This is a genomic window from Moellerella wisconsensis (assembly GCF_022592395.1).
GTDB classification, from domain to species: Bacteria; Pseudomonadota; Gammaproteobacteria; order Enterobacterales; family Enterobacteriaceae; genus Moellerella; species Moellerella wisconsensis.
Map to the genome: position 1 here is coordinate 18142 of NZ_CP093243.1, position 26540 is coordinate 44681.

The following is a 26540-nucleotide window of genomic DNA, read 5'->3' on the forward strand; positions in this document are numbered from 1 at the left end:
CAGTGCAGGGGTGACTTTTAGCAAGTCACCCCTTTTTAATTAGCTCAAAAACACACTGTGGTGATCCAACACATTGCATATATATGCAAATGTCAGCGCGTTTATCGTTTACTAGAAAAGGACAACAAAACAGCCCGCTTTTCCGTTGACCCTCATTTGCAAAAATCTATACCCTACAGGGAATGATAACGATTTGAATGATCGGAAAAAACAATGAGTGAAATCAACGAAACGAAAGGCTACAAGCATATCCAGTTAACTCGCCGCATTACTGAAATGTCCACTGCTGAGGATTGGGATTCTGCTCGCATTGAATGGTCATTGCAGCAAGTATTCCGGGCTCAGATAGCCGATCAGTGTTTGTGCGGACACCAGCCGATTATCAAGATCTGCGTTATCAAAAACAAAACCAATAACAAGACGGCGCGGGTTGGTAATTGCTGCGTCAATAAATTCATGTCGCTAGGTTCGAATGGAATTTTCAATGCCATAGATCGGATTTCAAAAGATGGCACAAAAGCAGCCAGTCGAAAGCTCCTTGAATTTGCACTGGCTCAGTCGGTGATCTCCGCCTGGGAATTTGAGTTCTACCTCAGCAACATCGACAAGCGAAAGCTAACCCAGAAACAGCGACAGACTCGTGAAGCCATCAATGCCAAGCTGGCCGAAATGGGTGAGGAAAATCGCGCACTGGTCTACGGCGCGAGTCACATCGAAATCGCCTTCGAGCAGAATGTGATCAATCAGTGGGAAAAGGACTTCGCTTTGCGGACATTTCCCATGAAAAAATTAACCGTAAAACAGCACGCCATTCGGGCCAACATCGAAACCAAAATGATGAATGCAAGGATTGCCAAGACATTACCTGAAGTCTCCGCAGAGGCTCAAGCTCTCGGCCAGATCAGTGCGGCCCCCTTTTCCTTCACTCGCGATCCCGATCTGCTCGCAACCAAACTGGTTGAGGCGCAGGAAAAGACGTACATATCCGCAAAGGAAAAGAATATTTTTGAGCGCAAGCACAACGCTAAGGGATTCATCACCATTGCTGAACGAGCAACTATCCTGCGGGTTAAAGCTGCTGTGCAGCGCTTGTTGAGCGAGGGCTGACGCATGAGCCTACATCACTTACCTATGCCACCAGCCGCACCTAAGCTGATAGATATTGCCCATAAAGCCCGGCTCATACTTGACGGATTGCTGACACATTGTGAGGTTGCTTCAACCAAGGGAACCTGTCTTTATGCCAGCCTAATGTTGGCCACGATGTTAACCCGTGGCGGATTTCCTACTCGTATCCGTGGGGGTGACGGTGACACTGATGGAGGGTTATTCACGCAATCCTCTCGTCACGGCCATTACTGGTGTGAGGCCAGTTCAGATGACGGAAACTTTATTGTTGACCTCACTGCGGATCAGTTCGGATTTGAAAAGGTGGTCATGAAGCGTACAAACGCCATCGACTGGCCGCACTACATCCCTGGTTGCCAAGAGACAGTAGACCTGCACGTCAGCTTAAATTTGGATAAGTGATAATGACCTTTAAAATTAAATCAAGTTTTTTGGTCGTCATTTTATTCACAAAATCTGTTCATAACCCGGTGCAAAATAAGTCACTAAGTTTCGATAACGCCTTGCTCTCGGTTAAAATATCAGCACTGTAGTAATCACATAGGACCTCAAAATGACCCAAGAGAACATCGCGTGGTCGATTACTGACGAACTCAAGCTTATAAAGGGGCTGAAGGATAACTATTCTTTTGCGGCCTTATCGTCAGTCATCGGTAAGGATGTGGAAGAAATTCAGCGTAAGTGTATCGCGATGGATTTGTATATTGCTGTTTGCGAAAACATTGATGACCTCAGCCAGATAACACTGGTTCCTAATCACCAAGTCGGCATCGCTTGCCTGGGTAAAACCATGACTGGCATTTACCGGGAGCTCACGGAAATGGGTTGGGCTCCGCAAGTGTGGCGAGGGGGTCAATCACTGCGTTCGCCTGAATGGTGGGCGTCTCGCCCTGCTTTGGCATTTCGCTACAACGACGATGCTGATGAGCCCACTCGCCGAACAATTCATTTACTCAATAACGGTAAGCCGTGGACGCCTGAAGATGTCGGTATTCTTATGGCCGCACTATCGCAACGCCCTAGTAAGGATGCACTGACGCAGGTATTGATGCGCAGCATGTCCAACGTTATACAGCAGCTCTCAATTATGGGTCTGGTTCGCGTTGGCACCGCAGAAGATTCCAGTGAAGCCAAGGTCTGGGTATGTCCAGCGATTCAGTCCAGGATACTATCAAAGATGCGTTATTTCGACGTGCTACCATTGCTGCAAACAGGATGGCTCATTGATGGTATGCAATTAATCGCACCGACCTGGTGGTCTGAAGCTACGCAGATAACCGATCTGGTTCCTGGTTCATGGCCGCTTAAAATCTCCGCAGCCACAGACACCAGCACACCGGTTAGCAATAATGAGCATATGCTTGCTGCCGCAAACTTACTCAAGTCCGTCAATGCCAAACGCCAGGCTATCGCCACTACAGATCCACAACCTGCGCCGAAGACAGATAAACTCACCGAACCAGAGGCGTTAAATCCATCCTCATCTGATGAAAAACGCCAGTCTTCCTCTCCTCGTGAAAAAGGGCGTAACGGTAAGTTGTGGTTCTCGGGCAACTATAAATTCCTGTTCACTTTGCTGGGAGAGCATCATTCACCAGACGTAATAGCTAAAAAGATGGATCGGACGGCTGGTGCGGTCTGCTCTCGTATTCAGCTCATCGGACTAACGCGTTACGTTAAAAGTGACGTCGAGGGTGAAAAAGGCAAAGTCTGTATCGTCAGAGAAGTCTCCATCGACACGCTTCGTAAGCAACCGGACTTTGTTAAAGATCATCTGATAGGGGCAGGTTGGACAGAAAAAGGAAACTTCCTGATATCACCAGACTGGTGGCTCAAATATCCGCACACACTGGGATAACCCAATGAGAGAAGGCAACCATGCGGTTGCCTTTTTAATGTCCATCGCTAATGCCTCGTCAGTAGTGCTCTCCTGACATTAACAGCAATACATCACCGACGATCGGCCCCTCCAGGCAAACCAGTTCCTCCAGCAAAGTTGTGGCTCGCTCATTAAGCGCCAGGTCGCTATGTTTAGCATCTTCATTCATTAGTACTCGGTCATAAACCACGCCATTCAGCGTGATCCCCCTGCTCAATTGAGAAAACTCAGGGTACCCCTTCAGAACACTTTGAACGAATACAGGATCAAGCAACCCCTGCCCATTTGTTTCAGTGACTGCAATGTCGCTTTCGCCGATTCCGGCTCGGATGATCAGTGCCATGAATACCTCTACGTTGATGAGAGCCTCAATTATCTCATGGCTCTTTATGGTGCCCGGTGTTTTTCCCCCTCGTTTCGTCTCCCTTTTCCATGTTTTTGTCAGTGTGCCCGTGGTTAAATTGGGGACTGCCTACGCTGTCTGAAACCGTTAAACGTCAGCTGGGTGAGGAACCCTTTTGACTGGAGAAGATAGATGCCCGAGCTCGATTTATTTGATTTGCTAATGATTGGTGGTGGGGTGGCCTTGCTGGGAGGTCACTATATTTGGTCAAAATTCTTTAAGAAGCCCGAAGATGATGAAAAGGATTACGCTGAACCTCCGGCCATCATGTCTTCCGCCTCTCAAGCAGAGGAAGAAAGCGATCCTAACAAGCGCTACTATTAATAAAAAACCCCGGTAAATCCGGGGTTTTCCATTCCTATGGGTATTGAATTACACGTCAGTCTTTAGTTGCTTCAGTACGCACAGGTTTCTATTGGCGAATCCCGCCAGCACAATTAGTATCACTGCCATCATCAGGAAAACACCTTTCAGTGTTCGTAATACTCCTGCGGTTTTGGCCGACTCCTGATATTTCAACTCAATGGCTGGCTTCGCATTATTCGCAATGTCTGGCTCAAGCCGCTGCGCAAGTTCATACAGACGGTATGCCAATTCGTTTTTCACCGGGCCATAACTCTTCATTATGCGAACACTCAGACCTGCCACTCGGCTCGCCTGATCCAGAAGCTTGTTGCCCTCAGCCTTGTCAAAGGTGTTTTCCGCTGCCACGGTCAGTGCCTGAACCAATGCCTGGCTCATGTTCATCGCTCGACGAGTATCGCCCGCAGCGTAGCCTTGCCGCATATATCCTTCCAATTGCGTAACTGCGTTGTCGTCATTAATCCCCTTCTCCATTGCGTCCTTCAGTATCAAACCTGAATTGGGATTTTCTGTTGTTAGCGCGCGCAGTAGTTCATCGACTTCACCGGTTAAGACGAGTGCCGCTGTTTGAATGATAGGGGCCTTTGGGAGCGTCTTGGGTTCGTCATCCACCAAGACGTTCATGAGAAATGCCGCCCCCATGAACGGCACTGCGAACACCATAACCCAGGCCTCTGCCTGAATCATCGCTACTCCACACACGACCAAGACGACTGCACCTGAAAATGGCACCAAATACGACAGGTAACCTCCCAAGACCCCGCCTATCGTGACAAATTGCCCCTCCTCTATCCCTGCTTCTCCTGCGGCCCCTACAGCAATTGATAGATCAACTGGGTTGATGGTCGCCATAGCGTAGAACGTCTCCAGTTCAAAGTGTTGCATCCAACTGATTAACCAAAACAAACCTGCAAAAAGTAACAGAATGCAGCCCGTCAAAAATAACCGATTACGTTTGTGTTGGATGCGTTTTTCAGTGGTGATAATATCTGGCTCTGCCTTAACCATTACCCCTCCGGTAAGCTGGCGTAAAAATCAGATGGCCGGATAACCCGGCCTGTGAAACTGAGTAATTAATCCGCCAGCTCCAATAGCAGTTCACAGCGCTGCTTCTGCCAGATTTCTGTACGTTCGGACAGGCGAGCGTAGTGCCCTTCGCTCTCGTGTTGGATCCGTTTAATCTCACGCGCTGCTCCGCCGATTGTATTCGAAATGTGTTCCAGTGTTGACTCGTCGTACACAGGACGATGGCCTTGCCGCGCAATACGGATAGAGCTCTCACTCACCAAATCCGCCTGATGTCTCGCCTGGGCATTCACGACATCACCCACGGCCTGCACCAGCTTAGAGCGGTTGTTGCTTTGGGTAGCCTGATCCACCAGCAAGTGGGCACGCTTGGCAGACGGGAGCGTTACGCGCTTTATAGTTTCAAACTGGTCAAGCATATTGAGGTTGTTTCGCTGCATCATGCGGATCATGGTCAAATCCTCAAAGCATTTCTGCTGCGTCATGATGATGTCTACTTTGCGTTTTTTCAGTACGGCCAGCTGGTGGTCGATGTTGCTGACTTCCAGTGCCAGCAAATTATTTTCCGGATCGCTCTTCAATGTCTTGCGGCGCTGTTTCAGCACAGACTCAATATGCTCTGTTGCGAAACCAGCGGCCACGATGTTAATGCCCGACTCATGTACCTCGGCCAGCACTTCCTCATACAAAATGTCGAGGTTATTGTTGTGACCAATGAGATCTGCCTAGATGCTGGTGATATCTTCCGTCAATAAGCTGACTTGATTCTTCACGTTGTCAAAACGGTCATTCGACCGATGAGCCAGTCGAAGTGCGCGTGTCGCGTAGTAACCGACAACGGGGATTTTAAGTAACAGCTGCTGCACCTTGCCTGGCTGTACAGACGTACTGATGTCGCGAGCAAGTTCAACGATTTCATTCAGTCGCTTGCCGTCCTTGCCTTGGTTATAGACGTGAACGTTTTCCAACAGTTTGTCCAGATAGGCACCATCGGGCGATTTACTGCGGCCAAAGTTGTGCGCGCTTTTGGGGTCGCCCAGCACGAGTGAGTTAGCTACGGCAACGACCTGATCACGTTGGTCAGGACTGACGGCAAACTTCTCGGTTTCTTTGGTCAGAATGATTTGGTCAGCGGTGACAGTAATTGTATTGCTCATATCAGCTATCCTTTTTAACGTTATCGTTGAGTTTATTTACCAGTATTCTGAAACGCTGTTCGACTTCAGGATCCAAATCAATGTTGGCCGCGCCACTTCGCAGCTGTTTTATTTGGTGATGCCAGATTGGAATCGCGCTTTTCACCACCGCTTCCAGAAGGTCTACATCAGTTGCGGCAGAGTGCAGCAACATCCCCACCTGAACCTTATTCATCTCTGACGAGGCTTTAGTGACCTCCAAGTTAAGGATGCGTTGGGCTAACCGGGTCAGCCCGTACTCCTGCTGATCTGATAGCACCTCCCCACTTTCACGGCATTCGGTCACATACGCCCGACCTTCTTTGATGTAAGCGTCCAACGCTTCGATGTCACGCGTGTAGATTTGCTCAAGCGCCAGTAAAATATGCACACCTTTGTGCGCCTGCTCCAGTACCAAGAGTGCCTGCACCACCAGCCGATCAACACGACGGCAGTTCATGGTGAACTCAATCATGCGTGTTTCATTTGAACCCGTCAGGGCATCCCAAATTCTCGACAGGAAGCCCGTCTTGTGCTTGAAATACATGTTAGGGTCACAGGCCTCAAGGTGCCTCACCAGCTGTGAAGTTGACTCGCTGATCTTCGTGTCCTCAGCGCCCGCTTTCATGGCTTCTTCCAGCGTCATCTTGTGGCCGTTGAAATCAAGGATGTCATCGGTGTGGGACAGTAATTTAGGACCGAAGCTGACAACCCCTATCGCGTCATTCACAAACTCGGGTAATTGCCGGGCAATCAAGCTGGTGGACATGCGCACTCCTACGTATCAATAGAATCTACCTCCACGCTATCACGGCTATTCTGCTGACAAAGAAAATGAGGTCGATTTTTACCCGAAAAAATAAAACTGTTTTTGTCTCCGTTTTGTCGATGAAAAAACTCAGTCGTCGGTAAGGTGTTAGGTATCCTGTCTGCATCCACAAACAGGGGGAAGCTATGTTCCGATTTGTACCAATGATGATCTTGACTGGCCGCTTACGGCTCAACCGTCTATTCACACTACTGGCTGATGGTGCCGTGTCGGTAGCCTTTTGGTTCAGTCTGTCGGTAAATCTAACCTGGCTTGCTCCGGCTGGGTTGCTGGCACTCTTCTTATTGGCGTTTGCGGTGATCGGGTATCGGAGTTATTACCTGCCTGTCAAAACGTACCAGGTTACCCGTGTTCGCATTGGTCGTGATGACCCGTTCGTTAACTTATCCCTCATGATCATGCATGGTGGTGAAGAAATCGAACATCCACTTACCGTCAAAATGGCGCGAGGTGGCGCGTATCACTTCTACCTGTTGTCCATCTACATGCGCCTGGCTGATTCACTGACGCGTTATGCTCGATCTCTGAAGGAGGCGCGTTCATGAATGGCCTCGGTATTTTATTTATCGTGCTGGTCGCAGTATTGGGTCGAGATGCCATCAAACACCGAAAACCTCAGCCCTGGCTTGTGATCGCCCTTGGCTTGTCGGTTACATTATTTGTCAGTGAGAAGTGGGTAGGCGCAGTCTACAGCGTTCCTACGGGGTCTATGCAGCCCACCTATCAAGTCGGCGACTATGTCACAGCGGTCAGGTTGGGTGGATTGCTGGATGATGGCAGGTTAATGCGCGGTGATGTCGCTGTGTTCAAGGCTCCTTCAGTGCCCCGCACGCTCTATACCAAGCGGGTCATCGGCATTCCCGGTGATGTGATTGAATTTGACACAGGTAAAACCTATCGGGTCAACGGCAAGGTGCTGGGCAAGCAAACCGTAGAAAAAGAAGGTTTCCAAGTCTTCACGGCCAACGATGAACGTTTCGGTAAGTCGTACAACTTTGTGATCGACACGCGCGCTGCCTATGTGCCAACGAAAGGTCACTGGGTTATTCCCGAAGGCTATTATTTTATGGCCGGGGATAATCGTGATCACTCATGGGATAGCCGCTACTGGGAGAATCCACCTGGCACACCAAAGCCATTGCGAGGATTGGTTCCAGTTGACCGCATTGATGCCCGTGTCACTCACACGCTCTTCAATTTCAATCCGTTCAACAGCTACGATGCGCTGGATGCTCAAATGGCTGTGATTCGTCAGGGTGCGAACGGTGCTCATAAATGATGATTGATGCCTTCTACCAGACTCGGTTGCCAGAGGTGGTGGCCGAATTCGCGCGCTGCGTGGATACCTATAACGTATGGCACTCTCAGACGTTGTCGGTCTGTGAGCGTCTTGGCTTCGTCAACTTTTCAGGGCCGGACTTCTGCGTTCCAGATTATTTTTTTCGCTCCCGGTATGAGCATATCCAGAAAGTCACGGGCTTCAAGCTGGTGGATGATGATTCCCTTTTGGCTGAGCCCGAGCATATCCCTTATGCACTGCGGAATGACAACCCCGTAGGTGAGGCAATTTCCCGCGAGCTCATGCAACTGGCCGAGAGTGCTTTGTCTACATTAGGCGTGGACATCAAGCTATATGGGGAGCCAGGCGCAGTGGGGTATCAGCGGGCTATCTGCATGATGTTGGGTATAGATTATCGCGTTACTGCTGGCGCTGTAGTGGGCTTCTCCCAGGTATGGGCAATATCTGACGAAAAAGGCAACTTTTCTCTCGTCTGCTCCGTTCCTGTGAATACCCGTGATGGCACCATGACCTATGAACTGCCGAATATGCCTGAAGGCTGGGTGGACATTACCGCTCAGCAAGTGATCCACCTTTTCAATTACCATAATTCCATCGTTAATAAGGAGTAAACAATGAAATACCTGCCACTCGTGTTAATTCTGGCCCTTGGGGGGTGCGCTAACGTCGAGCTGGGAAAGCAGATGCCTGTGACACCCCAGTCAGCACCAACGCAACAGTCGGTACTGACTATGAAGGCGACAGCGGAGCCGGATGCGCTACAAGTCTTATTTAACGAAGGGCTTGCTGAGGAGGCTCAGTATGATAGCGCGCGATTCATTGAGGGGAGCAACCAGACCATGATTATCGCGTCTGTGCAAAGCGTCCCCTGCCAAATGGTCTTTCGGTTTGTCGAAGCAACAAACGGAGATTTTTGGATGCCCAATCAAATAGCCTGTGATAACCAAAGTGCAATGGCCGGTTACGTACCAGACGGCTCTGTCGGGGCAATTTCATCAGCGGATACTCCAATGATAAACTCGGGATATTCAAATGACTGATCCACTTTATTGAGGTTTATATGGTTTTGCGAGTCGTGAACTATGTTTTGATGTTTATGATAGCCGGTGTTTATGCCCTGGCAGTTTATGCCAGCAAAAATGAGACCGAGCTATTCCACATCATTGGTGTCGGGAACTTTGCGCTCTTTTGCGCAGTTATTTTTTTGTTGGCCCGGAAAGAGATTTACTACATCTGGGCAGCGTATACCTTATCGCTGGTGGTTTACTATGCAGTGATTTCGCCATACATCCCCCTCATCCCGGAAATTATAGTTTACGGCACGCCATCCATTGTGGGTCTAATTGCCGTCTACGACATCGTGATCCTAAACTCTAATGAACTTTCGGTGAGAGTAAAGGCTCGCCGAACTTGGCCTAAAAAACGCTAATAGGTGCAGTAAATGTCGAAAGGAAAGAAACGTCAGGTTACACCCGAAAAGGCAATGAGGATCCGCTTCTATGGCGTTTCGGGCCTGATTATTGTGCTCAATACGATGTTTGTGGGTAACACCAAAATTCAGCTGATTTCCTTGCTGCTAACGTTGTCTATTTTCCTGCTCTTCACGCTTTCTGGGCGAGTCGTTGTCGGAATCTGGTTCAAAAAAGAAAACTGGCGCACCCTAAACGCCCCTCAAGCCACATTGTTATTTCGTGCCTATGTGGGGCTCCCCCTCGCGGCTATCGCCATGCTTCTTTATGCGTATGGCTACCAAGGGGCTATTAGCCAAGCGATGGTGGAAGTTCTATTCCCTCCTGGTGAGAAAGTCGAAGACAAGATGATCTCAGTGATGAATCTGTTGCAAGCCAAGCTACCGTTGTTGGTTGGCGCATTCCTGTTTTACACCGCGTTGTGCTTCTTGGTCGGAACGGCTGTTAAGTATCTTCAGCTATCAGCTTCAGGTCGTGCACTGGGCAAGTTGAAAGGCGTCGTTAATGCGCGTCAGGTATTGGATCGAATGACGTGGGATCAGTTCGAGAAAGTGATTTGCAAGTTCTTCGAAACCAGAGGCTATCGCGCTCGTGTCAGCAAAGCAGGTGCTGATGGGGGGTGGATGTGGAATTGCAAGGTTTCGGTCATCGGGAGATGGTTCAGTGTAAACATTGGAAGACCAACCGCGTTGGTGTGGCAATCGTTCGTGAGATCTACGGTGTGGTACTGGCAGATGGTTTTCATCGTGGGTTCATTATCACATCAGGCCTGTTCACCGATGAGGCGTGGAAGTTTGCTCTGCGTGAAAACGTGAAAGGGAAAGTAATTTTACTTGATGGTTCTCAGCTGATTGAGATGATCAAGGGCAACGGTGACCTTGAGCAAGAAGACCCTAAACCGTCCGCAGCCACGCAGTCCATAGATGCTAAAGAGCCGCTGTGCCCAGTATGCGGTGGAAAGATGGTTCTGCGTAAATCAGGTAAGTCAGCCTTTTTCGGTTGTTCGCTGTACCCAGATTGTCGCGGTACACGCGAACTTTAATGCTCCCTTACTCCAGTCTTCCAAGAGCGCCGTTAATCGGCGTTCTTTTTTCATCTTGACTTCTCATCCAAAAAAGGAGAGCAAAACGTTGGCCTTTTCGCCCTTCGAAATTTCGATGGCGGAAACAATGTCGCTATAATCACCAGGCAATCCAATCTAGCGATGAGGGTAACATCGTTAGTCATGGCTCCGTTATGCGGGGCTGGTTTAAGAGGCTGAACTGCGACGGGTAAACATAACGAACGTTGCGGATATCGGTAATGTGCATGAATGAATTCGAGGGGAAACAGATGACTGACAAACGCGGCACTGGCGCAGAATACGGTCAGGAATTATTACGTGAACGCTCTGCGGAAGCGGGCACGCCAGAACCAACCAAGAAAGCGTCGAAGAAAACGATACTTTCAGTGATCGTCGCGGCAGTTATCGCAGGGGGTGCGATGGCAGCTGTTATTTTAACGAGCGATAAAACTCCGGCTGAAAAGGTCGAAGCACTATCAGTTGAAATCAGTAACAACGGTGTCGCACTGACGGATAGTGTCAAGGCGGATATTGAAAATAGCAGCACTCAATCCACTGAACCTTTGGTATCTGGTACGAATGAAGTCGCAGCAGAAGCTGATAAAGCGCCAGCGGCTCCTGTGCTGGAAATTGCTCAACTGAAGAAAGACAGTGCGCCAGAAACTCACGCGCCGGTTGTCGTTGAAACAAAACCTTCGAAAGCGCCAACAGCGGAAGTTATGCCAGCTGAAGAAGTCGTTAAGAGTGTTCAGTCAGCACCTGAGTCGGCTGAAAGTGCCCGTGAATACGATCCTGCCAAGTTCGGTATCACCGAAAATGAAACTCCTGTGGTCGAATCTGCCCCATCCCAAGCTGCGGATGTAAATGCTGCGCCGATGATTGAGTCGGCAAAAGTTGCTCATGAACCGATCCTGGTGGCTACCGCACCTAAGCCAGAAGTTGTTGAGCCAACACGTTCGGCTCTTCCTGAGCCTGAGCCGATCCGTATGGAGCGTGTTGAGCTCCCTGCCACCAATCAATTCACTCAAACCTTAACGATGACAGGTTCAGATCTGAACTACACCGGTTCAGCGCTAAAGGTTGAGTACAAAGCCCAACAACAGGATACGATTTACCTCTACAGTACCTTTGCAGCGAAAATTTTCCTTCTGCCTACGGATAAAGGCGAGGACATCAGCGCCTATTTGTCTGACGAAAAAGGCTGGCAATTAAAACTGCTCCCAGGCGGTATCCTTCGCGTTCAGCGTAGTGACAATAAAGCGGCTTGGTCGCAAGCAACAGACCTATTTATCGTTGCTGGTAAACGGACATACTCGCTTATTCTGCAAGGGGTGGGTGATCCGAGCCAAAGAACAGACTCCCTTCGTTACACCACGGTGGAGCCAGAGCAAAAAGCAAAACCGAAAGCAAAAAAATAAGACCAATGGGACAGGCGTATCCTTGATACGCCTTTTTATCGGAGCGAATATGATAAGCCCACTTATCGACGGGATCCGTCTCATTTCAACGAGCTATTGCATTGATATACCTCACGCACATTGGACGTCCGAACACTCCTACCTCGTGTGTCGAGCCCTTCTGCAAAGGGGGATCTTCGGTGGTAAAGCAATGCTAGGTACTCGGCTAACGCGTCATAAAGACGCTGTTAACGAGGGTGACCACGGTGTTTTCTCTGTATCTCATACGCAATATGGCTGGCTGGTGTTGGAGGATGGAACCATTCTTGATCCGGTAGGTAGCCTACAAAACACCGATGCACGAGGTGAGCCGCAATACCGCATAGAGTATGATACAGCCTGTTATATTGACGGCATCGACCCCGTAACTTGTGACCGCAGTGAATTACCGCAGCACTTCCCAGGGGATGAAATCTATCGGGTTAAGCGTGGTGTTATGCGTGAAATCTGTTCTCGTGCGCTGGGTTATACATTGCAAGTTGAAGGCCTGACAATGGCGGAAGTGGTGTATATTCTAAACCAGCCGCTGAACGTGTTTGGTGGGCACTCTCGCATGCTTTACGAGCATTTTATGGGGCTGGGTCTTAGTCGGATCATGCCTATCACAAAGGTGAATGTCATCAATCCGGCGCTGGCTAGAAAGCTCTGGCAGGCATTCTTTGTCGATACGGACGAATCCGGTCTGTATGCCATTTTAAAATAAGTCCAAAGCCACTTTAACTTAAGTGGCTATTAGTTCCCGCACTCAATTAACTCCCCCTTTATCACCACGCACCTTTTTATCAGACAATAGATGAATTGCTTACGATTGCTGTATTAGACTATTTCAAAAGTTGAATACCATGAATAATATAGTAACAATGAATTAATCAACGCAGACTTTTGTGAGTGTGCAAACAAGGAATTTGTATGCGTTTTATAACGTCGATTATCTACCTCAGTCTGGGTTTGGTTTCTTTTCCATCAATGGCAATTGATGGTATTGATGATGATGGCACGATGCCCGCCACTTATTCGGGGGATTTGTTTCAATGTCGCCTAGAGTTAATTAAGTTAATCGCCAGTAGTAACCATGCACTAATTCAATCGGAACGTGTCACTTCAGATAAGCTGGATATTTTCATCGAAAACCGCGAGGGAGATGAACTGATGATTCAGCTTTCTGATAAAAGCCAAAAACCATCCAATGAATCCCCTGGCGCAGGCCAATTGGGGTGGGTTTCATACGACCTGAAAAAAAATCGATTGCAGTCGATGAGTACAGAGGAAACTTTAACTTTCAGTCCTGCTCAAGGCCAAAGATTACAGTCATGCCTCAGAAAAGAGGAAGAATGTCATCAAATTCTGAACACTATCCGGCTTGAAGCCTTCATCCCGCAGTCACCAAAATGTCGTGTAATCGGAAAAGGAAGAGCCTATTTTCACGCAGCTCCGACAGAGCAATGCCGTAACAATAATTGGTTTGTGGTTCCCGGCGATATTCTTCAGGTCAATGGAATGAGAGCGACAAAACCAATTGGTGGAGATAATAATGGTTGGTTATTGGTTGCGTATGGTGATGCAAATGGCTGGGTGAATATAAATAGATTGGAGCCTGTAGATGAGCCGGCGGAGTAAACGCCGGTCATCATTAAGCGGAAAACTTAATAGTTCATGACTGGCACCGTTCCATCACTCCAGCGTCGTTCCCAGTGTTCCAGGTAGACTTCCGCCACTTCTGGTAGGTTGTACAATACAATGGCATTTTCGCTGTTCCTGCTATTCGCACTGGCGCTATAGTTGAATGACCCTGTTTCTACAGTCTTCCTGTCTACCACTATAAACTTGTCGTGCATGATGGCATAGCGACCATTAGTTCGAATTGGGATCTTAGCGAGTTGCACGGTGTTCATGGCAGAAAGCGAATGCTTACTTTTGTTGCCCTTTTCATCCACCACGATTTTAACGTCTACACCGCGTTTCTTTGCTGCCACAAGCTCTTTCACGATCTCCGGAGAAGTAAAAGAGTATGCAGCCAGGCGAAGCTCTGTCTTGGCGAGGCGGATAGTATTGATGATTGCTTTCTGGGCAGAGCCTTCTGGAGAAAATCCAATGACAATTTTTGTCTCATTGTTGATCTGCGCCCCCTTCTCTGTGCGCGGATCACTTTGCTGGGTTTGAGCGTTATCACTACCCAACTTACTAAGGAGGTCGTCAAACTTAAAAGCAGAGGCACTTTGCGCTGAAAATGCGAGGGAGAAAGCCAGCGAACTGACCAATAGCGTTTTCTTCATAGTCATTGGGTCACCATTAGAGAAGTTTGTATTACCGATGACCATTACAACACAAGAAAAACCAGTGACAAAACGTTTATCCATGCGATTTGTTCACCATTTCACCCAGTACATAAAACGCACTAACCTCTGTTTTTATCGACTTAATCCTACTATTTTCATTTTTGCATCAAAATGTCACCTTATTTAAGCGTTCAATGGGCTTTTTTGTCCGGCTTTTTTGATGAAACAGGAATACGGTATCTGTATATTTATATCCGTTCCCTGCTGAAACCCGTTAAATAGTCAGGTGAACATCCAAAACGTAACTTTAACCAAAGAAAGGATGTTAACGATGAAAACCATCTCCGCCCGTAACCTGAAATCTGTCCTGGCTGCTTCCGCTGTTCTGGCCTTGGGCGTGACCGCCATCTACGCAAAAGGCACCGAACAAACTGGTTTCAGTGATGTGTGGAAGACCATCACTGAATACATGCAGGGCTCTCTGGGTCGCGTGCTGGTCGGTCTGATCGTAATCGTCGGTGTTGCCGCTGCGGTTGTTCGCCAGTCTCTGATGACCTTCGCTGTTGCGGTTGGTGCGGCTATCGGCCTGTACTACGCGCCAGACATCATCGACGGCATGATGACCTCCACCAGCGCTGTTACCACTGCACTGCCAGTTGGCATCTAAGTTGCCTGCTTCGGCCAGAATCAAGAAAACCCAGCTTCGGCTGGGTTTTTGTTATTTGCGTACTCTATATTAAATTCATCTCAATATAGTTATTTATGTCACTTTTGTTCGAACACCTCGGCAATAACATTGACTACGGCTCTGACTCGTGCGGTTTGTGCTGAGTCAGTATGCATGACTAGCCACACTTCGTAATTTTTCTTTCTTTTCTTTTCCGGCCACAGTCGAATCAGCTCAGGATAAAGAGTTGCCTGATAGTCAGGCAACTCACCCAAGGCCAGGCCAGAACAAATAAAAGTGGAAAACATAAAACTGGAGTCTAGTTCGGCTGCTATTTTTGCCTCTTTACGCGACTCGCCAACGAGTGTTGCACCCTGCCTGCTAGTGATCCCCTTCTGATAGATGGCAACTTCATGACCTGCGAAGTGCGTTCCAACCACAGGCATTCCATACTTATCTAGATATTCCTGAGTAGCATATAACCCTACTTCCCATTCAGTGAGTCTTCGAACGATCAAGTCACCCTGTTCTGGTCGAAGCGTTCTTACGGCAATATCTGCTTCACGTCGCGAAAGGTCTAAAATACGGGTCGAGGTTTTGACGCTCACTCTGATGTTCGGATATTTCTCTCGCAGGATTTTCAGTGCCGGTAAAATGAAGTCCACGGCCAATGTGTCGGTTGTAGCGAGAACGACATCACCACAAAGCTCACTATTAACTCCTTCGCTCAGGCGCTTAAATGAAACTGCATCTCGCTCCATCCTCTCTGCACTATCCAGGGCATTAATTCCTGCTGGAGTGAGGATGTATCCGTCTTGAGTGCGCAAGAAAAGTTTGCAGTCCAATGTTTTTTCGAGGTTATTCAGCCGCCTAGTTACCGTAGTTTGATCCATTGTTAAACGTTGTGCAGCATCCCTTATTGCCCCAGTCCGGTATATAGCTAAAAAGACTCGGATATCATCCCAAATCATTACTCCCTCCGATGGCAATGCAAATTTGCAACTTGCACCTGCATTTTTGCATTATCCATTAAGGAGGTAAACAAAAAGGAGGCCGCTTTGTAATGGCCTCCTCTTATTTATTTGGGGGTGTCGCGTTAAATCAGCTGCCCTACCCACAAGAAATACCATAGAGAAGCGTAGCCGAGTACCCATGCCCCAACCAATGCACGAAAGCGGCGTTGGTACGCACTGCGCGTTTTATGCTTAAACATCTGCTGAGCCACAATGCAACCCGGCCAACCACCCAGAAAAGCCAACGCATCAAGTGTAAGTTCCTCGACTCGCGGGCCTCGTTCAATCGCCTGCTGCTTATCCTTACGATACACGTAAATCGAAATGAGGCTCCAAGCAGTCATCCACAGGACCGTGTATGCGTAAAACATTATTTATTCCTCTCATCTATGTGGGTAGTGAGGTAATCCCTAAGATTGGTCAGGGCCAGCGTTGTGCGGTCTTCCACTTCTTCCGCTGTATTAAAGAACTTAGCCAATTTTCGATTTGCCTTCCTGAGCGCTTTCGCTGTTTTGTCCTGCTGTGCTTGGAAAGAGTCACTGCGCTGCCCGTCAAGGCTTTTAATGGAAAGTTCGCTTAACTGCGTTGTGGCATCTTGTACCGCCTTTTGCAATTGCTTTTTCTTTTGTGCCTGCCTGTCGGAATCACGAAGTGCTCGAGTGCTCTTCATATACAGTGCCCGCATATTTTTCACGAAGCACTCAGGGCTTATCAATTCTGCATTAAGTGGTTCTTGGTCGGAATCTTTCATTGATATTTTGCCTATTGTATCGGAGATTTCTAAACCGGTAACGACTACCGTATTTAGTATTAAAATACCCCCTAATTTATAGCTTCTATGAGACACCGAACAAACCAATTAGTCAGCTTTTTTTGTCCCCGATCTGGCCTCCTTTTCGGTGCCTTCTGTGTTGCAAAAATCGTATGATTTACGTCTATTTCAACCGACAGGAAGCCTCATGGCAGCAACTGATGAGCAACAGAAAATCATTGACTATAAGGCAGAGCCTGGGTCGATGGTTTGCGTGCAAGCCTACGCGGGGTCAGGCAAAACTTTCACACTGAAGGTCTATGCGGATACCCACAAAGACAAAAAGATGCTTTATTTGGTTTTCAACAAGTCTATCCGGGAAGAGGCCGAGAAGAAATTTCCAAAAAACGTGGACTGCAAAACCTCGCACGCACTGGCCGCTGCCCGCTTTAAGCACTATCGTCATAAGACCAAACTGAACATTCAGGTAAAGGAATATCGAGACCTGATGGGGGAAGAGGACTGGCGCGTGGTGAAGCTGGCAATTAATGGTTTGTCGCACTTTATGAACTCGGCGGACTATGAAATCAATACTTCACACGTTTTAAAGGATATTGGTAACATAGATAAAATCCCACCCTCCCGCGTGGATGCTGCTCTGCGTGCCGCTCGCCGGATCTGGAAGCAACAAATTGACCAGGAGTCTGATGTTCCCTGCACGAACAACACGCTGCTGAAGCTCTACCAAATGTCGAACCCGGCTCTTGATGCAGCCTACGATATTATCCTGTTCGACGAGGCGCAGGATGCCAACCCTGTAACGCTTGATATTGTTCTCAATAACAAGTGCGCGAAATTATTTGTCGGCGATAAACACCAAATGATCAACCGGTGGAGAGGTGCTGAAAATGCTCTCGGCGTCGTAGAAGAAAAAGGCGCGTCCGTACTTAGGCTGACAAAATCCTTCCGGTTTGGTCCGATGGTTGCGGCGCTTGCCAACGTCGTGCTGTCTATGATTGGGGAAACGTACCCACTGGTCGGTCTGGGAAAATTGGATGAAGTGTGCCCTCCGGAAGAAATTGCCAAGCAAGGTTTCCATGCCGTTATCTCGCGAACTTATATGGGCGTCATCTCTTCAGCATATGAAGCAATCCTGATGGGTAAGCGCGTGATGTGGAACGGCGGTATTGGAAAGTATAACCTGGGTGAATTACTTGATCTTCATGCCATGAAGACGAGCAACTATGAGGCGATTAAAAACCCACGAGTGCTGACCGATTATGGCAACTGGGCTAACTTTCAAGAAATCGCTGAGACCACGAAAGACACCAACATGACGCGCGCTATCCGACTCATGGATAACTATGTTGATATTCCTGGCATGGTGGACACTATGAGGCTGAACGAAGCCAGAAGCCACAAAGATGCAGATCTGATTATCACCACGGCTCACACTTCGAAAGGAATGGAATGGGATAACGTTATCTTGAACGATGATTTCCCAAGCATCATTGAGGCGCTGATGATGAAGAAGTCGAAGCAGAGCATTATTGATGAGATGAACCTGCTGTATGTCGCAGTTACACGCACCCAGAGCCGTATCAACATCAACGGTTCAATGTTGGAATTGCTCGAACAGTATAATCATCGGCGTGAGCGAAATGAGTCGATTGTCATTGTGTAAAGAAGGCCCTTCAGGGGCCTTTTCTATATTCGATTCAATGATATTATCGCCTTAACAAATTTTACAAGGATGCTGTGTATGGCTAGCTGGGATGAAATGTTCAAGTCACATGAGTGGAATCATTGCTTACCATGAAGGAGCACCTGCATCGCTACACATAATAAGCATTAATAACGACCCGTTAATGGATCTCCTTTACATGAAGTTCTTTAATTCCCCTTCTTTGAGAACAAAAATCCTAAGGCATGGGATGTTATCATAAAAAAACAGCGCTAGGCTGGCTTTGATACAACAAATGGCAATCACTGGCAGGCGTAGCTCTCTTTGTCAGGACTATCATTCTTAGCCTGTGCATGTGCCGTTGTTTCCACATCCAGATTCTCGCCCGCAAATTGATTTTCCATCTTTTTGCTGAGTTCATGCAGCGACTCTTTGATATCGCATTTTTTAGCATTAAGACCATCAACCCCACGTTCCCATAACGGTTTCAACTGTTCCCCATTCTTGTCACCGCTTGCCAGGCTCTTTAATGCCTGGATCTGATCTGATTCGCTAGATTTTTCGGTGGCCTGAACCGCTGTCGAGACGCTGAGTGCAATCAGCAACGCCGGAATTAAAAATAAACTTTTTTGCATAATATTCTCTGTGCTGGATAGTAGGATTGCCCGGACAAGCCGGGCTTCAGGTTTTATTTTTTAGCAGGTGCGGCAGCTGGTGCTTTTTCAGACTCGCCTTTCACCATGCGCTCAATGACTTCAACAAAGCCTGCGAACGGTCGAGCACCGACAATGCTTTCACGTTCACCCGTTTTGTTATCGATGACTAGGGTAGTCGGTGTCCCGTTTACACCATCTTTCATACCTGCATCCATATCACGCTTAATGCGCTGAATGATGTTCGGATCCTGCATACAGGTATCAAACGCGGCTTTATCCAGCTCAAACAACGCCGGGATACCTGCACTGTCTTCAAAACCTTTGCCATTGCCCTGCGTGTGTTCGAACCAGTAGTTGGTCGCACCCCAGAAGCCCTTTGGTCCCTTCTGCTCTGCCACACACTCTGCTGTCATGGCTGCTTTGGTTGCCATCGGCTCGTGGAAAGCCAGGTTGAAGTGACGCCACTCCCAGTTCACCGCACCATTGTTGGCCGTATCGACCAGATATTTCGGTGTTTTATGGAACTGCTTGCAGAACGGGCATTCCAGATCTTCGTAGTTCACCAGCGTGAAGCGTGCATCCGGGTTACCGTAAATATAGCGCCCATCTTTGTTCACACTCACCTGCTCCCAGCCTTTATAAAGCTCAGCTCGCTTCTCGGCCAGTTTATCTTCTTCCATACCTGCCAGCGCCGCTTTGACCGCTGATTTCACGTCACCACCTTCACCGCCCGCAACACCACCGGTTTTCGCTAACTGCGCAAAGTGTCCCTCAACACTTGCGTACAAGCTTTTTCCGTTGTTTTCGACCTGCACCACCTGCGCTTGAAGGCTGTTCAGTTTGGTCTTGATATCGCTCGTTTGCACGGCAGTGTAGACACTGGCACCCGTTGCAACTGCAATCATCACGCCAATAGCAATAGGACCGATGATTTGAACTTTCTTGACTTGCTTGGACATCGTTTTCTTACCCCACTTAAGAATTAGTAGTCACTTAAAATTTGGTGAATTGGTTATCGACATACATTTTCAGTCGATACTGGCGCAGTTCTTCTGGCTCACCTCGGGTCAGCACGTCAATCTCATGCTGACTTAATCGGTAACCTGGTGTAGAGCAGTAACGCTCTTTAATTTGCAGGTACTCACCCCGCTTGGCGGTCTGCTTGCTGTTCGGCAGCATGAAAGAGTTTTCATCGCAGAATCTAGGTGACTGCGTAAACGTCCCGCGCGGGCCATTGGCATAGGCCGTACTGGATACGCTGGTGAGCAAAATCTGGGTATCCAGATCACGAGCAACATAGCGTTTACCTGTCTGATCATGTACCGCATACGGGCTCACCAGCGTGTGCTGATAGCCTGGATGGCGCAGTGCCGCACCGCCACGTTCTGTACTGTAGTAGGACTCTGAAAACTCATAGCCCTCTGGATAAGTCGCCTTGACCACAGTCACCTGCGTTTCATCAACGTAAGTACGTTCTGGGGCCGTTGGTTTGTCAGCGGCACACCCGGTCAAGGTGGCAATGACTAAAGTTGCCAACAAGGGCAATGCGAAACGATTACGGGTTTTCATCACTTCTTCTCCGGTTAGAAAGCACAGTCATTATCCTTTTTTTTAATTTCTCCAGTTACCGTTTTAGGCGACAAAACGGGGGCCTTTTCGTTCCAGCCTGCACCCCGTCATGGGTTATCGTACTTGCACTACAACGGAGAGCTTTAAATGCTGAAGATCATCAAAACGCTGTTTGGCAAAAAAAATGAGGAACAGGAAGAGATTAACATCCCTCTGGAGACCCTCGAAGAAATCGACTCTATGCGCGACGGCGTGGATTCAATGGTTGTGCGTGGAGACATCTTGCGTTACCCGCCTGCCGAAATTGGTTTCCCTGCACTGATTCCGGGTAACTACATTCTGCGTGAAAAACAAACTGACATGATCCAGGCCATTAAACGCGAGCTCAATATTCGTGATAGCGAATTTGACCAGTTGATGATGCCGATGCTTGATAGCTTTGCGAATTTCGTACAGCTGTTCCCCGCATCCGAACACCACCACCACCGGGCACAAAGTGGCCTGATGCGCCATTCGCTAGAAGTGTGCTTCCAGTCCATTCGTAAAGCCAAAAACATTGAATTCGATTCGATGGAAATGCCTGTGGTGAAATCTAGCCGAATGTTGGCCTGGCGTCTTGCAATTGCAACCGCTGGCCTGCTGCATGACATTGGTAAGCCATTTACCGATTACGAGGTCTGGGACAAGTCAGGTACCTATCACTGGCCTCCGGGTCGAACCCCTATTCATGAATGGGCTAAAGCCAATAAAATTGAACGTTATTTCCTAGTCTGGAAGAGCTCGCGGCACCAACAACACCACTCAAGCACCACGGCTATGATGATGATGATCGTGCCGCAAATCCTGCATGAGTTCCTGCTGAGCGAAGGTAACGACATCTATAACGAGCTGACTCGGGCTATGGCAGTGAGTACCGTTAGACTGGATGCCACCGACGAAACGGCATCCGAAATGAAAAACAAGATCCTGAAGATTGTGAAGGAGTCTGACGTTATTTCTGTCCGTCACGATCTGCAACGTTACGGCGGTGACGCGGTTCGTGCAACACAGTCGGGTGTGCCTGCTGTCCAACGTATTGTGGATGCCATGCGCCACCTATTAAAGAAAGGTGTTTGGCAACCCAACAAGCCTGGTAACCCAATTTGGGTAACCACCTACGGCGTGTTTATCGTTTGGGGTACGGCAGTCAAAGACATCACCAACACCGTGAAGAAATCCGGTGCAGTGATCCCTCAATCGGCCAACAGCCTAGCTGATCTGATGATGAGCTATAAGCTGTGCATTCCGAACGTAAACAAAAACGAAGATACCGCGTATTGGCGCATTGCCCCCCACATCATGAATGACCGAGATTCGCGCAACAGCAAAGAGCCGAAAGTGGCGTTGAGTTGCCTGCGTCTTATCTCTCCGGACGTCCTGTTTGTGGACACAATGGAGCCACTGCCTATTTCCTCCCGCATTCGAATTGAGAGCGAGTGGCGTGAGTTTCAAACCAGTAAAGGGAAAAATATCCCTGTACTGAAAGAAAGCCGCCCTTACGTGGGCAATAAAGTACCGCGCGAAAACAGCATTCCGGCTGACGTCGATCCTGAAATCCTCAAGGGAGGTACACTACTGCCGGATGAGAATGACAGCCCATTGGAAAATATGTTTGGTGCCTCTAACCCTGTAACTCCGGACAACGCCCACCAGCTGCTGCATCACCTGAAACTGCTGTCTGATGCGGACTATGAAAAGGTCAATGCACGACAGGATGCGAAAGCCAAAGCCCAAGCAGAGCTGGCTAATCTAAAGCCAGGGGAAGCCTTCCAGGCTCCATCCGTACCGGTTGAGCAGAGTCAGCCTATTAAGGTGCCGTCACGCGAACTGAAAAAAAACAAGGTTGAACCGCAACAGCTGAGCCTCAAAGACGTATTGAGCAAGCAAGGTTCTGATGACGAAACTCCGTCCCCAATTACAACGATGGTGCATTATCAAGAGCCTGAGTTTGACCGTGAAACGCTATCTTTATGGGAGACCCTGAAGTACCACGCAGTCACGGATGACTATCAGAATGACGAGCGCAACTTAATGGAAGCCAAACCGGATATTGATCCGATGGCCGAAGCGCGCGCTCAAATCCAACGTGTTCAGGATGAAGTGGATAACGGCAATTTTGAACCGGCTCAGGATAACGATTTTGGCTACGACAAGAACAACGCGGCTGCATTCGGTGTCGAGCAGTTGACCTCTTTGCATCAAGATCAGAGCCCAATTTTCCGTAGCGCGCCCGATCTCGCCAAGGACAAACTGGCCTCCTATGTTGCAGCAAACTCTTCAAGCCTTTTCCATGAAAGCGGCCACTGCTGCATTATTCTTGAAAACGGGGTTGAAGACTCCCTCTTTGAGCCAATGCGGGATGCAGACTGGATCTGGTATCCGTTTATGGAAGCCCCTTGTGAGTATTACACCCACCGTTCACAAATGTGTTTCTACCTGCGTAAAGAGCTTAACGCTGACATCGACCAGCTTTCTGGTAACCGCTATCGCTCAAATCTGAGTCCGTTCGATTTGTCAGACGTCAGTGTCGATATGACAGAAGTCTATCGCGCCATCGCTACCAAGGGGGCCAATAAAGCCGCATTCAATGGTGACCCAGTAATCGCCTTGTCCTCACTGCAAAAGCGACGTATCGCGCAGGACCTAAATATTAACGCCAATCAGTTTCAGCAAGTGCTGATTGATAATTTCGACTATGTGACACGTACCGGTGTCGATTACATCCTCGTGAACAGCAACATTCAAAATTTCATGGTGAACGATAATGAGTGAGTGGAGTTATAACATGCGTTGGCGTCCCAACTTTGAGGCGCTGGAAATCGCCGGTTGGGGTGTGGGGATTGCTGCCTCACTGGCAGTCAACGCTGCATTCAATATGCCTTCTGTACCATGCTACTTAGCGGTTGCGGTTCAAGCAGCCTATGCAGTTCGCTCCGTGCCTTCTGCGTGGGATATTTACAAACACAAGAGTCGCTTGAAGCGCAAGCCTAACGTCCTGAAAATGGATCTCGAAGCCGTTATCGACGTAATGATGAAGTTTCCCGATTGCTATCTGCTGGGACGCGGATTTGAGTGGCGTCAACCCGAAGGCCAGTTAGCTTCCGAACTCGTCAAGCGCGACCTTAAAAAGTTCGTGAGCAAAGTGCCTGAAAACTTCATGGGCCTTGGCTGGATACATGCGCTGGGCGAATCTGAAGAATGGATCCGTGTTGCTGAAGACCTGTTGTCATTGCACACTCTGGTGACCGGGACAACTGGCTCTGGTAAAACAACCTATTATAAGTTGCTTATCCTTCAGGCAGCGCTCAAGAAGCAACCCCTCATCCTCATCGATCCGAAAAACGATGAAGAGTTGGCTGACTGGATGAACATGTGCCTACGGCTGGTGAACCGGGAAGATAAATTCAACTATATGTCACTGGCGCACCCCGAGAAATCCGCCCGTATTTCACCTATCACGAACTACACCCGCGCCGGGGAAGTGGCGAACCGCATAACCTCCGTCATTCAGCGCGCCGATGGCACCAGTGATCCCTTCGTGTCATTCGGTATCATGTCCTTGACCACGGTTGTTGAGCTGATGAAAGTCTGCGAAATAAAGCCAACGCTCAAGAACGTGAAAACCCAGTTGGGATCTGACGTTTCTTCCCTGGCCGATCTCATCATTAAGTCAGTGACCAAAATTGGCCGTCAGGTGTTGGGCGAGGATGATTTTGACCGAATCTTCGCCATGCGCATGGATCGCTATGCAAACAAGGCGAAGGGGCCAAAGGAAATCGCCGATATCTGTGCGGAAATCTACCGCAACGATATCAAGGCAAACCGCAGTTTTCCCAGCATTGAAGCCGGTCTGGATATGCTCGGTCACCAACGAGAGCACTTCCAGAAGATGATCTTGAACGTTATGCCTATCCTGAGTCAGCTGACTCAGGGTTTTATGGCCGAATTGCTTTCCCCGGACAGTGATGACGAGTCACAACTGAATGACTTCCGCCCTATCTCCAACGTGCGAGACATCATCACGACTGGCGGCATGCTGTACATGGGGCTGGATTCCTTGGCGGATGGTGAAACTGGTTCGGCAGTGGGTTCCATCTTTTTGTCTGACATCACCAGTGTGTCGGCGGACGTGTACAACTTCATGAAGCCCCGAGGCGATGACCTGGCTCCAGTAATGGTGCTGATCGACGAGGCCGCTGAAGTTATCAACGATCAGGTGATCAAGATGCTGAACAAAACCCGTGGTGCGGGCTTCCGCCTCTTCATCTCATCTCAGTCCACCAGTGACTTTGAAGCACGCCTGGGCTCTGAAGCGAAGATGAAACAAATCATCACCAATACCAACCACTTTACCGCGTTGCGTACACCGGATCCCGATGCACAAGAAGCGGTAATGAAGCGTGTGCCGATGACTAAGTTCAAATACGTGATGCGCGGACACGGGTCTAGCGCGGGTGCTGACCCGGAGATGATCACCGGCTCGGTCAGTGAGCGCATCATGGAAGAGGAAGGTGAGCTGTTCCCATCCCCATTGTTGGGCTGGCTACCGAACCTTGAATTCATGGCAATTAATCAGGCGAACAAAATCGTCAAAGGTAAGGTGCCGATTATCATTTCACCTAAGGGGGATAAGGCCTTCAATCAGGCCAGCAAGAAGGCCTTGAAATTCCTGAAGCTATACGAGAAAAAAGTCCGAGGTGAAAAGTCGCGTATTCGTGTTGGGGGTAAAAAATGATGAACAAGATGAAAACCTATTTTTTGCGAAAGGAAGACTGTAACGCCTATGACAGCTTAACGCTGATCTGGCCGTGTGTAGAGCCAATCACCCAAACACTAATTTCATTGTTGCCATGTGACCTGACAAAAGGACGGGTGGCGGATGCCGTGCAATCTTCGGTCACAGCTTATAACCAACAGACCGATTGCCCACTGAATGATTGGGAACGTCTAGCGGTTTACTTCATTACGCTGGCAAATTTCGTCACCGAACATCTCGGCGGGAAAATGGGGTTCACAGAGCTGGCGACCACCAGCAAGCTGCCCCGCAGGCTGAACAGCGAGCTCATTAATGCGGTGGCCGACAAACTCGCATTAAGGATTTTACATGCTTGATCAATTGACTGAAGAAAAGTGGCCCCAGACGATAAAGATGATCATTATCTTCAGTACGGCGGTACTGTTCGTCATTTCCATGTTCTTCCCGGCCTCGTATTTTTACGAGAACGTGAAGAAAGAAGTCGCCTGGGGCCAGAGACTGATCGGTGATTCGGACTTCACACCTGTGATCTCTGACGTTAACCAGAACTACCGCTCGTTTTTTGTCGATACCGGTGTGGATGGTTTTTTGAGGGATTTCTATGAACTTGATGCGAATGATATGGCAAACAAAGGTGGGCCCCTTTATCTGTTCGCGTCTATCTTTCGTAACATGGCCGAAAACCTGAATTACTGGTTTTATATGATCGTGTATCGCTTAACACTGAACATCTACTGGATGCCGTATATGCTGGTGGTCACGCTGCCCTCCATCTTTGCCGGTATCATGCGATGGAACGCCAAGCGATACACCTTTGCCTATTCATCTCCTTTCCTTAACCGCCGCAGCATGGTGCTGATCGGTTGGGGGGTTTACAGTATCTTGCTGTCTCTGTTCGTCCCCCTTCCAGTACCGCCAATGATAGGGGCGCTCATCATGATTGTGATGATCCCGATAGGTAGTTCGCTGCTCATTAGTAACCTGCCAAAACGTATCTAAATTCCTACCCCGAAAAGCGCCGCGTTTTGCGGTGCTTT

The 26540-nt window shown here is 48.7% G+C and carries 31 protein-coding genes and 1 pseudogene; 20 read left to right on the top strand and 12 right to left on the bottom strand.

The features are described from left to right. Nucleotides 1-213 precede the first annotated feature (213 nt). From MNY66_RS15860 to MNY66_RS15870, 3 genes are all read left to right on the top strand, one after another. Nucleotides 214-1107 carry a hypothetical protein gene (locus MNY66_RS15860; protein WP_137022465.1) on the top strand — a complete coding sequence of 298 codons (894 nt, stop codon included), beginning with the start codon at nt 214-216 and terminating at the stop codon, nt 1105-1107. Between the two features lie 3 nt (nt 1108-1110). Beyond that, nucleotides 1111-1530 (top strand): hypothetical protein, encoded by a 420-nt coding sequence (locus MNY66_RS15865; protein ID WP_241501975.1) that lies wholly within the window; start codon nt 1111-1113, stop codon nt 1528-1530. Nucleotides 1531-1681: 151 nt separating this feature from the next. Further along, the gene (locus MNY66_RS15870) at nt 1682-2986 is read left to right on the top strand and encodes a hypothetical protein (RefSeq protein WP_137022466.1); all 1305 of its coding nucleotides are present in this window, start codon (nt 1682-1684) and stop codon (nt 2984-2986) included. 58 nt (nt 2987-3044) lie between these two features. Here the strand turns inward: MNY66_RS15870 and MNY66_RS15875 are convergent, their stop codons facing one another. Continuing rightward, nucleotides 3045-3350 (bottom strand): hypothetical protein, encoded by a 306-nt coding sequence (locus tag MNY66_RS15875; protein ID WP_067421594.1) that lies wholly within the window; start codon nt 3348-3350, stop codon nt 3045-3047. A gap of 192 nt (nt 3351-3542) precedes the next feature. On the opposite strand from MNY66_RS15875, the gene MNY66_RS15880 reads away from it, so the two are divergent. Continuing rightward, complete coding sequence (locus tag MNY66_RS15880; RefSeq protein ID WP_067421596.1) at nt 3543-3734, top strand: hypothetical protein; 192 nt, start codon at nt 3543-3545, stop codon at nt 3732-3734. Between the two features lie 48 nt (nt 3735-3782). Here MNY66_RS15880 and MNY66_RS15885 read toward each other — a convergent pair whose 3' ends face one another. The 4 genes from MNY66_RS15885 to MNY66_RS15900 all read right to left on the bottom strand — a co-directional run bounded on the left by MNY66_RS15885 (nt 3783) and on the right by MNY66_RS15900 (nt 6743). Further along, a complete protein-coding gene (locus tag MNY66_RS15885) occupies nt 3783-4781 on the bottom strand; it encodes a hypothetical protein (protein ID WP_241501976.1) in 999 nt (332 codons plus the stop codon). A gap of 65 nt (nt 4782-4846) precedes the next feature. Next, nucleotides 4847-5488: a toxic anion resistance protein gene (locus MNY66_RS15890; RefSeq protein ID WP_241501977.1), complete on the bottom strand. Its 642-nt coding sequence runs from the start codon at nt 5486-5488 to the stop codon at nt 4847-4849. A 36-nt stretch (nt 5489-5524) separates the two neighbouring features. Further along, nucleotides 5525-5956, bottom strand: a complete 432-nt coding sequence (locus MNY66_RS15895; RefSeq protein ID WP_241501978.1) for a hypothetical protein — start codon at nt 5954-5956, stop codon at nt 5525-5527. A gap of 1 nt (nt 5957) precedes the next feature. Continuing rightward, entirely contained in the window at nt 5958-6743 is a 786-nt protein-coding gene (locus MNY66_RS15900; protein WP_241501979.1) for a hypothetical protein, read from the bottom strand. A gap of 185 nt (nt 6744-6928) precedes the next feature. Between MNY66_RS15900 and MNY66_RS15905 the strand changes: the two genes are divergently transcribed. From MNY66_RS15905 to MNY66_RS15950, 10 genes and pseudogenes are all read left to right on the top strand, one after another. After that, entirely contained in the window at nt 6929-7348 is a 420-nt protein-coding gene (locus tag MNY66_RS15905) for a hypothetical protein (protein ID WP_067421604.1), read from the top strand. After that, nucleotides 7345-8082 carry a signal peptidase I gene (lepB, locus tag MNY66_RS15910; protein WP_067421606.1) on the top strand — a complete coding sequence of 246 codons (738 nt, stop codon included), beginning with the start codon at nt 7345-7347 and terminating at the stop codon, nt 8080-8082. The genes MNY66_RS15905 and lepB overlap by 4 nt, the downstream gene beginning before the upstream one ends. After that, complete coding sequence (locus MNY66_RS15915; protein WP_067421608.1) at nt 8079-8714, top strand: hypothetical protein; 636 nt, start codon at nt 8079-8081, stop codon at nt 8712-8714. The genes lepB and MNY66_RS15915 overlap by 4 nt, the downstream gene beginning before the upstream one ends. Nucleotides 8715-8786: 72 nt before the next feature. Further along, complete coding sequence (locus tag MNY66_RS15920; protein ID WP_137022470.1) at nt 8787-9143, top strand: hypothetical protein; 357 nt, start codon at nt 8787-8789, stop codon at nt 9141-9143. Nucleotides 9144-9163: 20 nt separating this feature from the next. Then, nucleotides 9164-9532 (top strand): hypothetical protein, encoded by a 369-nt coding sequence (locus tag MNY66_RS15925; protein WP_067421612.1) that lies wholly within the window; start codon nt 9164-9166, stop codon nt 9530-9532. Between the two features lie 567 nt (nt 9533-10099). Further along, a pseudogene (locus tag MNY66_RS18115) lies at nt 10100-10374 on the top strand (restriction endonuclease); the annotation flags it as partial. Nucleotides 10375-10383: 9 nt separating this feature from the next. After that, complete coding sequence (locus MNY66_RS15935; protein ID WP_241501981.1) at nt 10384-10614, top strand: topoisomerase DNA-binding C4 zinc finger domain-containing protein; 231 nt, start codon at nt 10384-10386, stop codon at nt 10612-10614. Nucleotides 10615-10904: 290 nt separating this feature from the next. Further along, nucleotides 10905-12053, top strand: a complete 1149-nt coding sequence (locus MNY66_RS15940) for a hypothetical protein (RefSeq protein ID WP_137022472.1) — start codon at nt 10905-10907, stop codon at nt 12051-12053. 190 nt (nt 12054-12243) lie between these two features. Beyond that, complete coding sequence (locus MNY66_RS15945) at nt 12244-12795, top strand: hypothetical protein (protein WP_241501982.1); 552 nt, start codon at nt 12244-12246, stop codon at nt 12793-12795. A gap of 206 nt (nt 12796-13001) precedes the next feature. Then, nucleotides 13002-13709, top strand: coding sequence for a hypothetical protein (locus MNY66_RS15950; RefSeq protein ID WP_241501983.1), 708 nt, complete (start codon nt 13002-13004; stop codon nt 13707-13709). 26 nt (nt 13710-13735) lie between these two features. Here the strand turns inward: MNY66_RS15950 and MNY66_RS15955 are convergent, their stop codons facing one another. Further along, a complete protein-coding gene (locus tag MNY66_RS15955) occupies nt 13736-14209 on the bottom strand; it encodes a phospholipase D family nuclease (protein ID WP_067421891.1) in 474 nt (157 codons plus the stop codon). 490 nt (nt 14210-14699) lie between these two features. Between MNY66_RS15955 and traA the strand changes: the two genes are divergently transcribed. After that, a complete protein-coding gene (traA, locus tag MNY66_RS15960) occupies nt 14700-15035 on the top strand; it encodes a TraA family conjugative transfer protein (RefSeq protein WP_067421620.1) in 336 nt (111 codons plus the stop codon). Between the two features lie 98 nt (nt 15036-15133). Here traA and MNY66_RS15965 read toward each other — a convergent pair whose 3' ends face one another. The 3 genes from MNY66_RS15965 to MNY66_RS15975 form a co-directional block, all read right to left on the bottom strand. Next, on the bottom strand, nt 15134-16006 hold the full coding sequence (locus MNY66_RS15965; RefSeq protein ID WP_137022474.1) for a LysR family transcriptional regulator: 873 nt from the start codon (nt 16004-16006) through the stop codon (nt 15134-15136). 125 nt (nt 16007-16131) lie between these two features. Then, on the bottom strand, nt 16132-16392 hold the full coding sequence (locus tag MNY66_RS15970) for a DUF1294 domain-containing protein (RefSeq protein WP_241501984.1): 261 nt from the start codon (nt 16390-16392) through the stop codon (nt 16132-16134). 26 nt (nt 16393-16418) lie between these two features. Next, complete coding sequence (locus MNY66_RS15975; protein WP_067421626.1) at nt 16419-16799, bottom strand: hypothetical protein; 381 nt, start codon at nt 16797-16799, stop codon at nt 16419-16421. Nucleotides 16800-17007: 208 nt separating this feature from the next. On the opposite strand from MNY66_RS15975, the gene MNY66_RS15980 reads away from it, so the two are divergent. Beyond that, a complete protein-coding gene (locus MNY66_RS15980; RefSeq protein WP_137022475.1) occupies nt 17008-18483 on the top strand; it encodes a 3'-5' exonuclease in 1476 nt (491 codons plus the stop codon). Nucleotides 18484-18785: 302 nt separating this feature from the next. On the opposite strand, the gene MNY66_RS15985 is transcribed toward MNY66_RS15980, so the two are convergent. The 3 genes from MNY66_RS15985 to MNY66_RS15995 are packed head-to-tail and all read right to left on the bottom strand — an operon-like array spanning nt 18786 to nt 20708. Next, entirely contained in the window at nt 18786-19118 is a 333-nt protein-coding gene (locus tag MNY66_RS15985) for a hypothetical protein (RefSeq protein WP_067421630.1), read from the bottom strand. Between the two features lie 53 nt (nt 19119-19171). Beyond that, entirely contained in the window at nt 19172-20098 is a 927-nt protein-coding gene (locus MNY66_RS15990) for a DsbA family protein (protein ID WP_241501985.1), read from the bottom strand. A 34-nt stretch (nt 20099-20132) separates the two neighbouring features. Beyond that, nucleotides 20133-20708, bottom strand: coding sequence for a hypothetical protein (locus MNY66_RS15995; protein ID WP_175403196.1), 576 nt, complete (start codon nt 20706-20708; stop codon nt 20133-20135). A 147-nt stretch (nt 20709-20855) separates the two neighbouring features. Between MNY66_RS15995 and mobH the strand changes: the two genes are divergently transcribed. The 4 genes from mobH to MNY66_RS16015 are packed head-to-tail and all read left to right on the top strand — an operon-like array spanning nt 20856 to nt 26502. After that, nucleotides 20856-23519 carry a MobH family relaxase gene (gene mobH / locus MNY66_RS16000; protein ID WP_137022476.1) on the top strand — a complete coding sequence of 888 codons (2664 nt, stop codon included), beginning with the start codon at nt 20856-20858 and terminating at the stop codon, nt 23517-23519. A 13-nt stretch (nt 23520-23532) separates the two neighbouring features. Then, nucleotides 23533-25482, top strand: a complete 1950-nt coding sequence (traD, locus tag MNY66_RS16005; RefSeq protein ID WP_235845275.1) for a conjugative transfer system coupling protein TraD — start codon at nt 23533-23535, stop codon at nt 25480-25482. Then, a complete protein-coding gene (locus MNY66_RS16010) occupies nt 25479-25859 on the top strand; it encodes a hypothetical protein (protein WP_137022477.1) in 381 nt (126 codons plus the stop codon). Before traD ends, MNY66_RS16010 begins: the two co-directional genes overlap by 4 nt. Continuing rightward, nucleotides 25852-26502 (top strand): IncC plasmid conjugative DNA transfer DtrJ family protein, encoded by a 651-nt coding sequence (locus MNY66_RS16015; RefSeq protein ID WP_067421638.1) that lies wholly within the window; start codon nt 25852-25854, stop codon nt 26500-26502. Before MNY66_RS16010 ends, MNY66_RS16015 begins: the two co-directional genes overlap by 8 nt. Nucleotides 26503-26540 lie beyond the last annotated feature (38 nt).

Coding starts and splice junctions, on each gene's coding strand:
- MNY66_RS15875 (WP_067421594.1), bottom strand. CDS start 3,350: ATGGCACTGATCATCCGAGCCGGAATCGGCGAAAGCGACATTGCAGTC.
- MNY66_RS15915 (WP_067421608.1), top strand. CDS start 8,079: ATGATGATTGATGCCTTCTACCAGACTCGGTTGCCAGAGGTGGTGGCC.
- MNY66_RS15880 (WP_067421596.1), top strand. CDS start 3,543: ATGCCCGAGCTCGATTTATTTGATTTGCTAATGATTGGTGGTGGGGTG.
- MNY66_RS15940 (WP_137022472.1), top strand. CDS start 10,905: ATGACTGACAAACGCGGCACTGGCGCAGAATACGGTCAGGAATTATTA.
- MNY66_RS15995 (WP_175403196.1), bottom strand. CDS start 20,708: ATGAAAACCCGTAATCGTTTCGCATTGCCCTTGTTGGCAACTTTAGTC.
- MNY66_RS15905 (WP_067421604.1), top strand. CDS start 6,929: ATGTTCCGATTTGTACCAATGATGATCTTGACTGGCCGCTTACGGCTC.
- MNY66_RS15925 (WP_067421612.1), top strand. CDS start 9,164: ATGGTTTTGCGAGTCGTGAACTATGTTTTGATGTTTATGATAGCCGGT.
- MNY66_RS15950 (WP_241501983.1), top strand. CDS start 13,002: ATGCGTTTTATAACGTCGATTATCTACCTCAGTCTGGGTTTGGTTTCT.
- MNY66_RS15860 (WP_137022465.1), top strand. CDS start 214: ATGAGTGAAATCAACGAAACGAAAGGCTACAAGCATATCCAGTTAACT.
- MNY66_RS15965 (WP_137022474.1), bottom strand. CDS start 16,006: ATGATTTGGGATGATATCCGAGTCTTTTTAGCTATATACCGGACTGGG.
- mobH (WP_137022476.1), top strand. CDS start 20,856: ATGCTGAAGATCATCAAAACGCTGTTTGGCAAAAAAAATGAGGAACAG.
- MNY66_RS15870 (WP_137022466.1), top strand. CDS start 1,682: ATGACCCAAGAGAACATCGCGTGGTCGATTACTGACGAACTCAAGCTT.
- MNY66_RS15980 (WP_137022475.1), top strand. CDS start 17,008: ATGGCAGCAACTGATGAGCAACAGAAAATCATTGACTATAAGGCAGAG.
- MNY66_RS15895 (WP_241501978.1), bottom strand. CDS start 5,956: ATGAGCAATACAATTACTGTCACCGCTGACCAAATCATTCTGACCAAA.
- MNY66_RS16010 (WP_137022477.1), top strand. CDS start 25,479: ATGATGAACAAGATGAAAACCTATTTTTTGCGAAAGGAAGACTGTAAC.
- MNY66_RS15920 (WP_137022470.1), top strand. CDS start 8,787: ATGCCTGTGACACCCCAGTCAGCACCAACGCAACAGTCGGTACTGACT.
- MNY66_RS15900 (WP_241501979.1), bottom strand. CDS start 6,743: ATGTCCACCAGCTTGATTGCCCGGCAATTACCCGAGTTTGTGAATGAC.
- MNY66_RS15990 (WP_241501985.1), bottom strand. CDS start 20,098: ATGTCCAAGCAAGTCAAGAAAGTTCAAATCATCGGTCCTATTGCTATT.
- MNY66_RS15945 (WP_241501982.1), top strand. CDS start 12,244: ATGCTAGGTACTCGGCTAACGCGTCATAAAGACGCTGTTAACGAGGGT.
- traD (WP_235845275.1), top strand. CDS start 23,533: ATGCGTTGGCGTCCCAACTTTGAGGCGCTGGAAATCGCCGGTTGGGGT.
- MNY66_RS15975 (WP_067421626.1), bottom strand. CDS start 16,799: ATGAAAGATTCCGACCAAGAACCACTTAATGCAGAATTGATAAGCCCT.
- traA (WP_067421620.1), top strand. CDS start 14,700: ATGAAAACCATCTCCGCCCGTAACCTGAAATCTGTCCTGGCTGCTTCC.
- MNY66_RS15885 (WP_241501976.1), bottom strand. CDS start 4,781: ATGGTTAAGGCAGAGCCAGATATTATCACCACTGAAAAACGCATCCAA.
- MNY66_RS15985 (WP_067421630.1), bottom strand. CDS start 19,118: ATGCAAAAAAGTTTATTTTTAATTCCGGCGTTGCTGATTGCACTCAGC.
- lepB (WP_067421606.1), top strand. CDS start 7,345: ATGAATGGCCTCGGTATTTTATTTATCGTGCTGGTCGCAGTATTGGGT.
- MNY66_RS15970 (WP_241501984.1), bottom strand. CDS start 16,392: ATGACTGCTTGGAGCCTCATTTCGATTTACGTGTATCGTAAGGATAAG.
- MNY66_RS15865 (WP_241501975.1), top strand. CDS start 1,111: ATGAGCCTACATCACTTACCTATGCCACCAGCCGCACCTAAGCTGATA.
- MNY66_RS16015 (WP_067421638.1), top strand. CDS start 25,852: ATGCTTGATCAATTGACTGAAGAAAAGTGGCCCCAGACGATAAAGATG.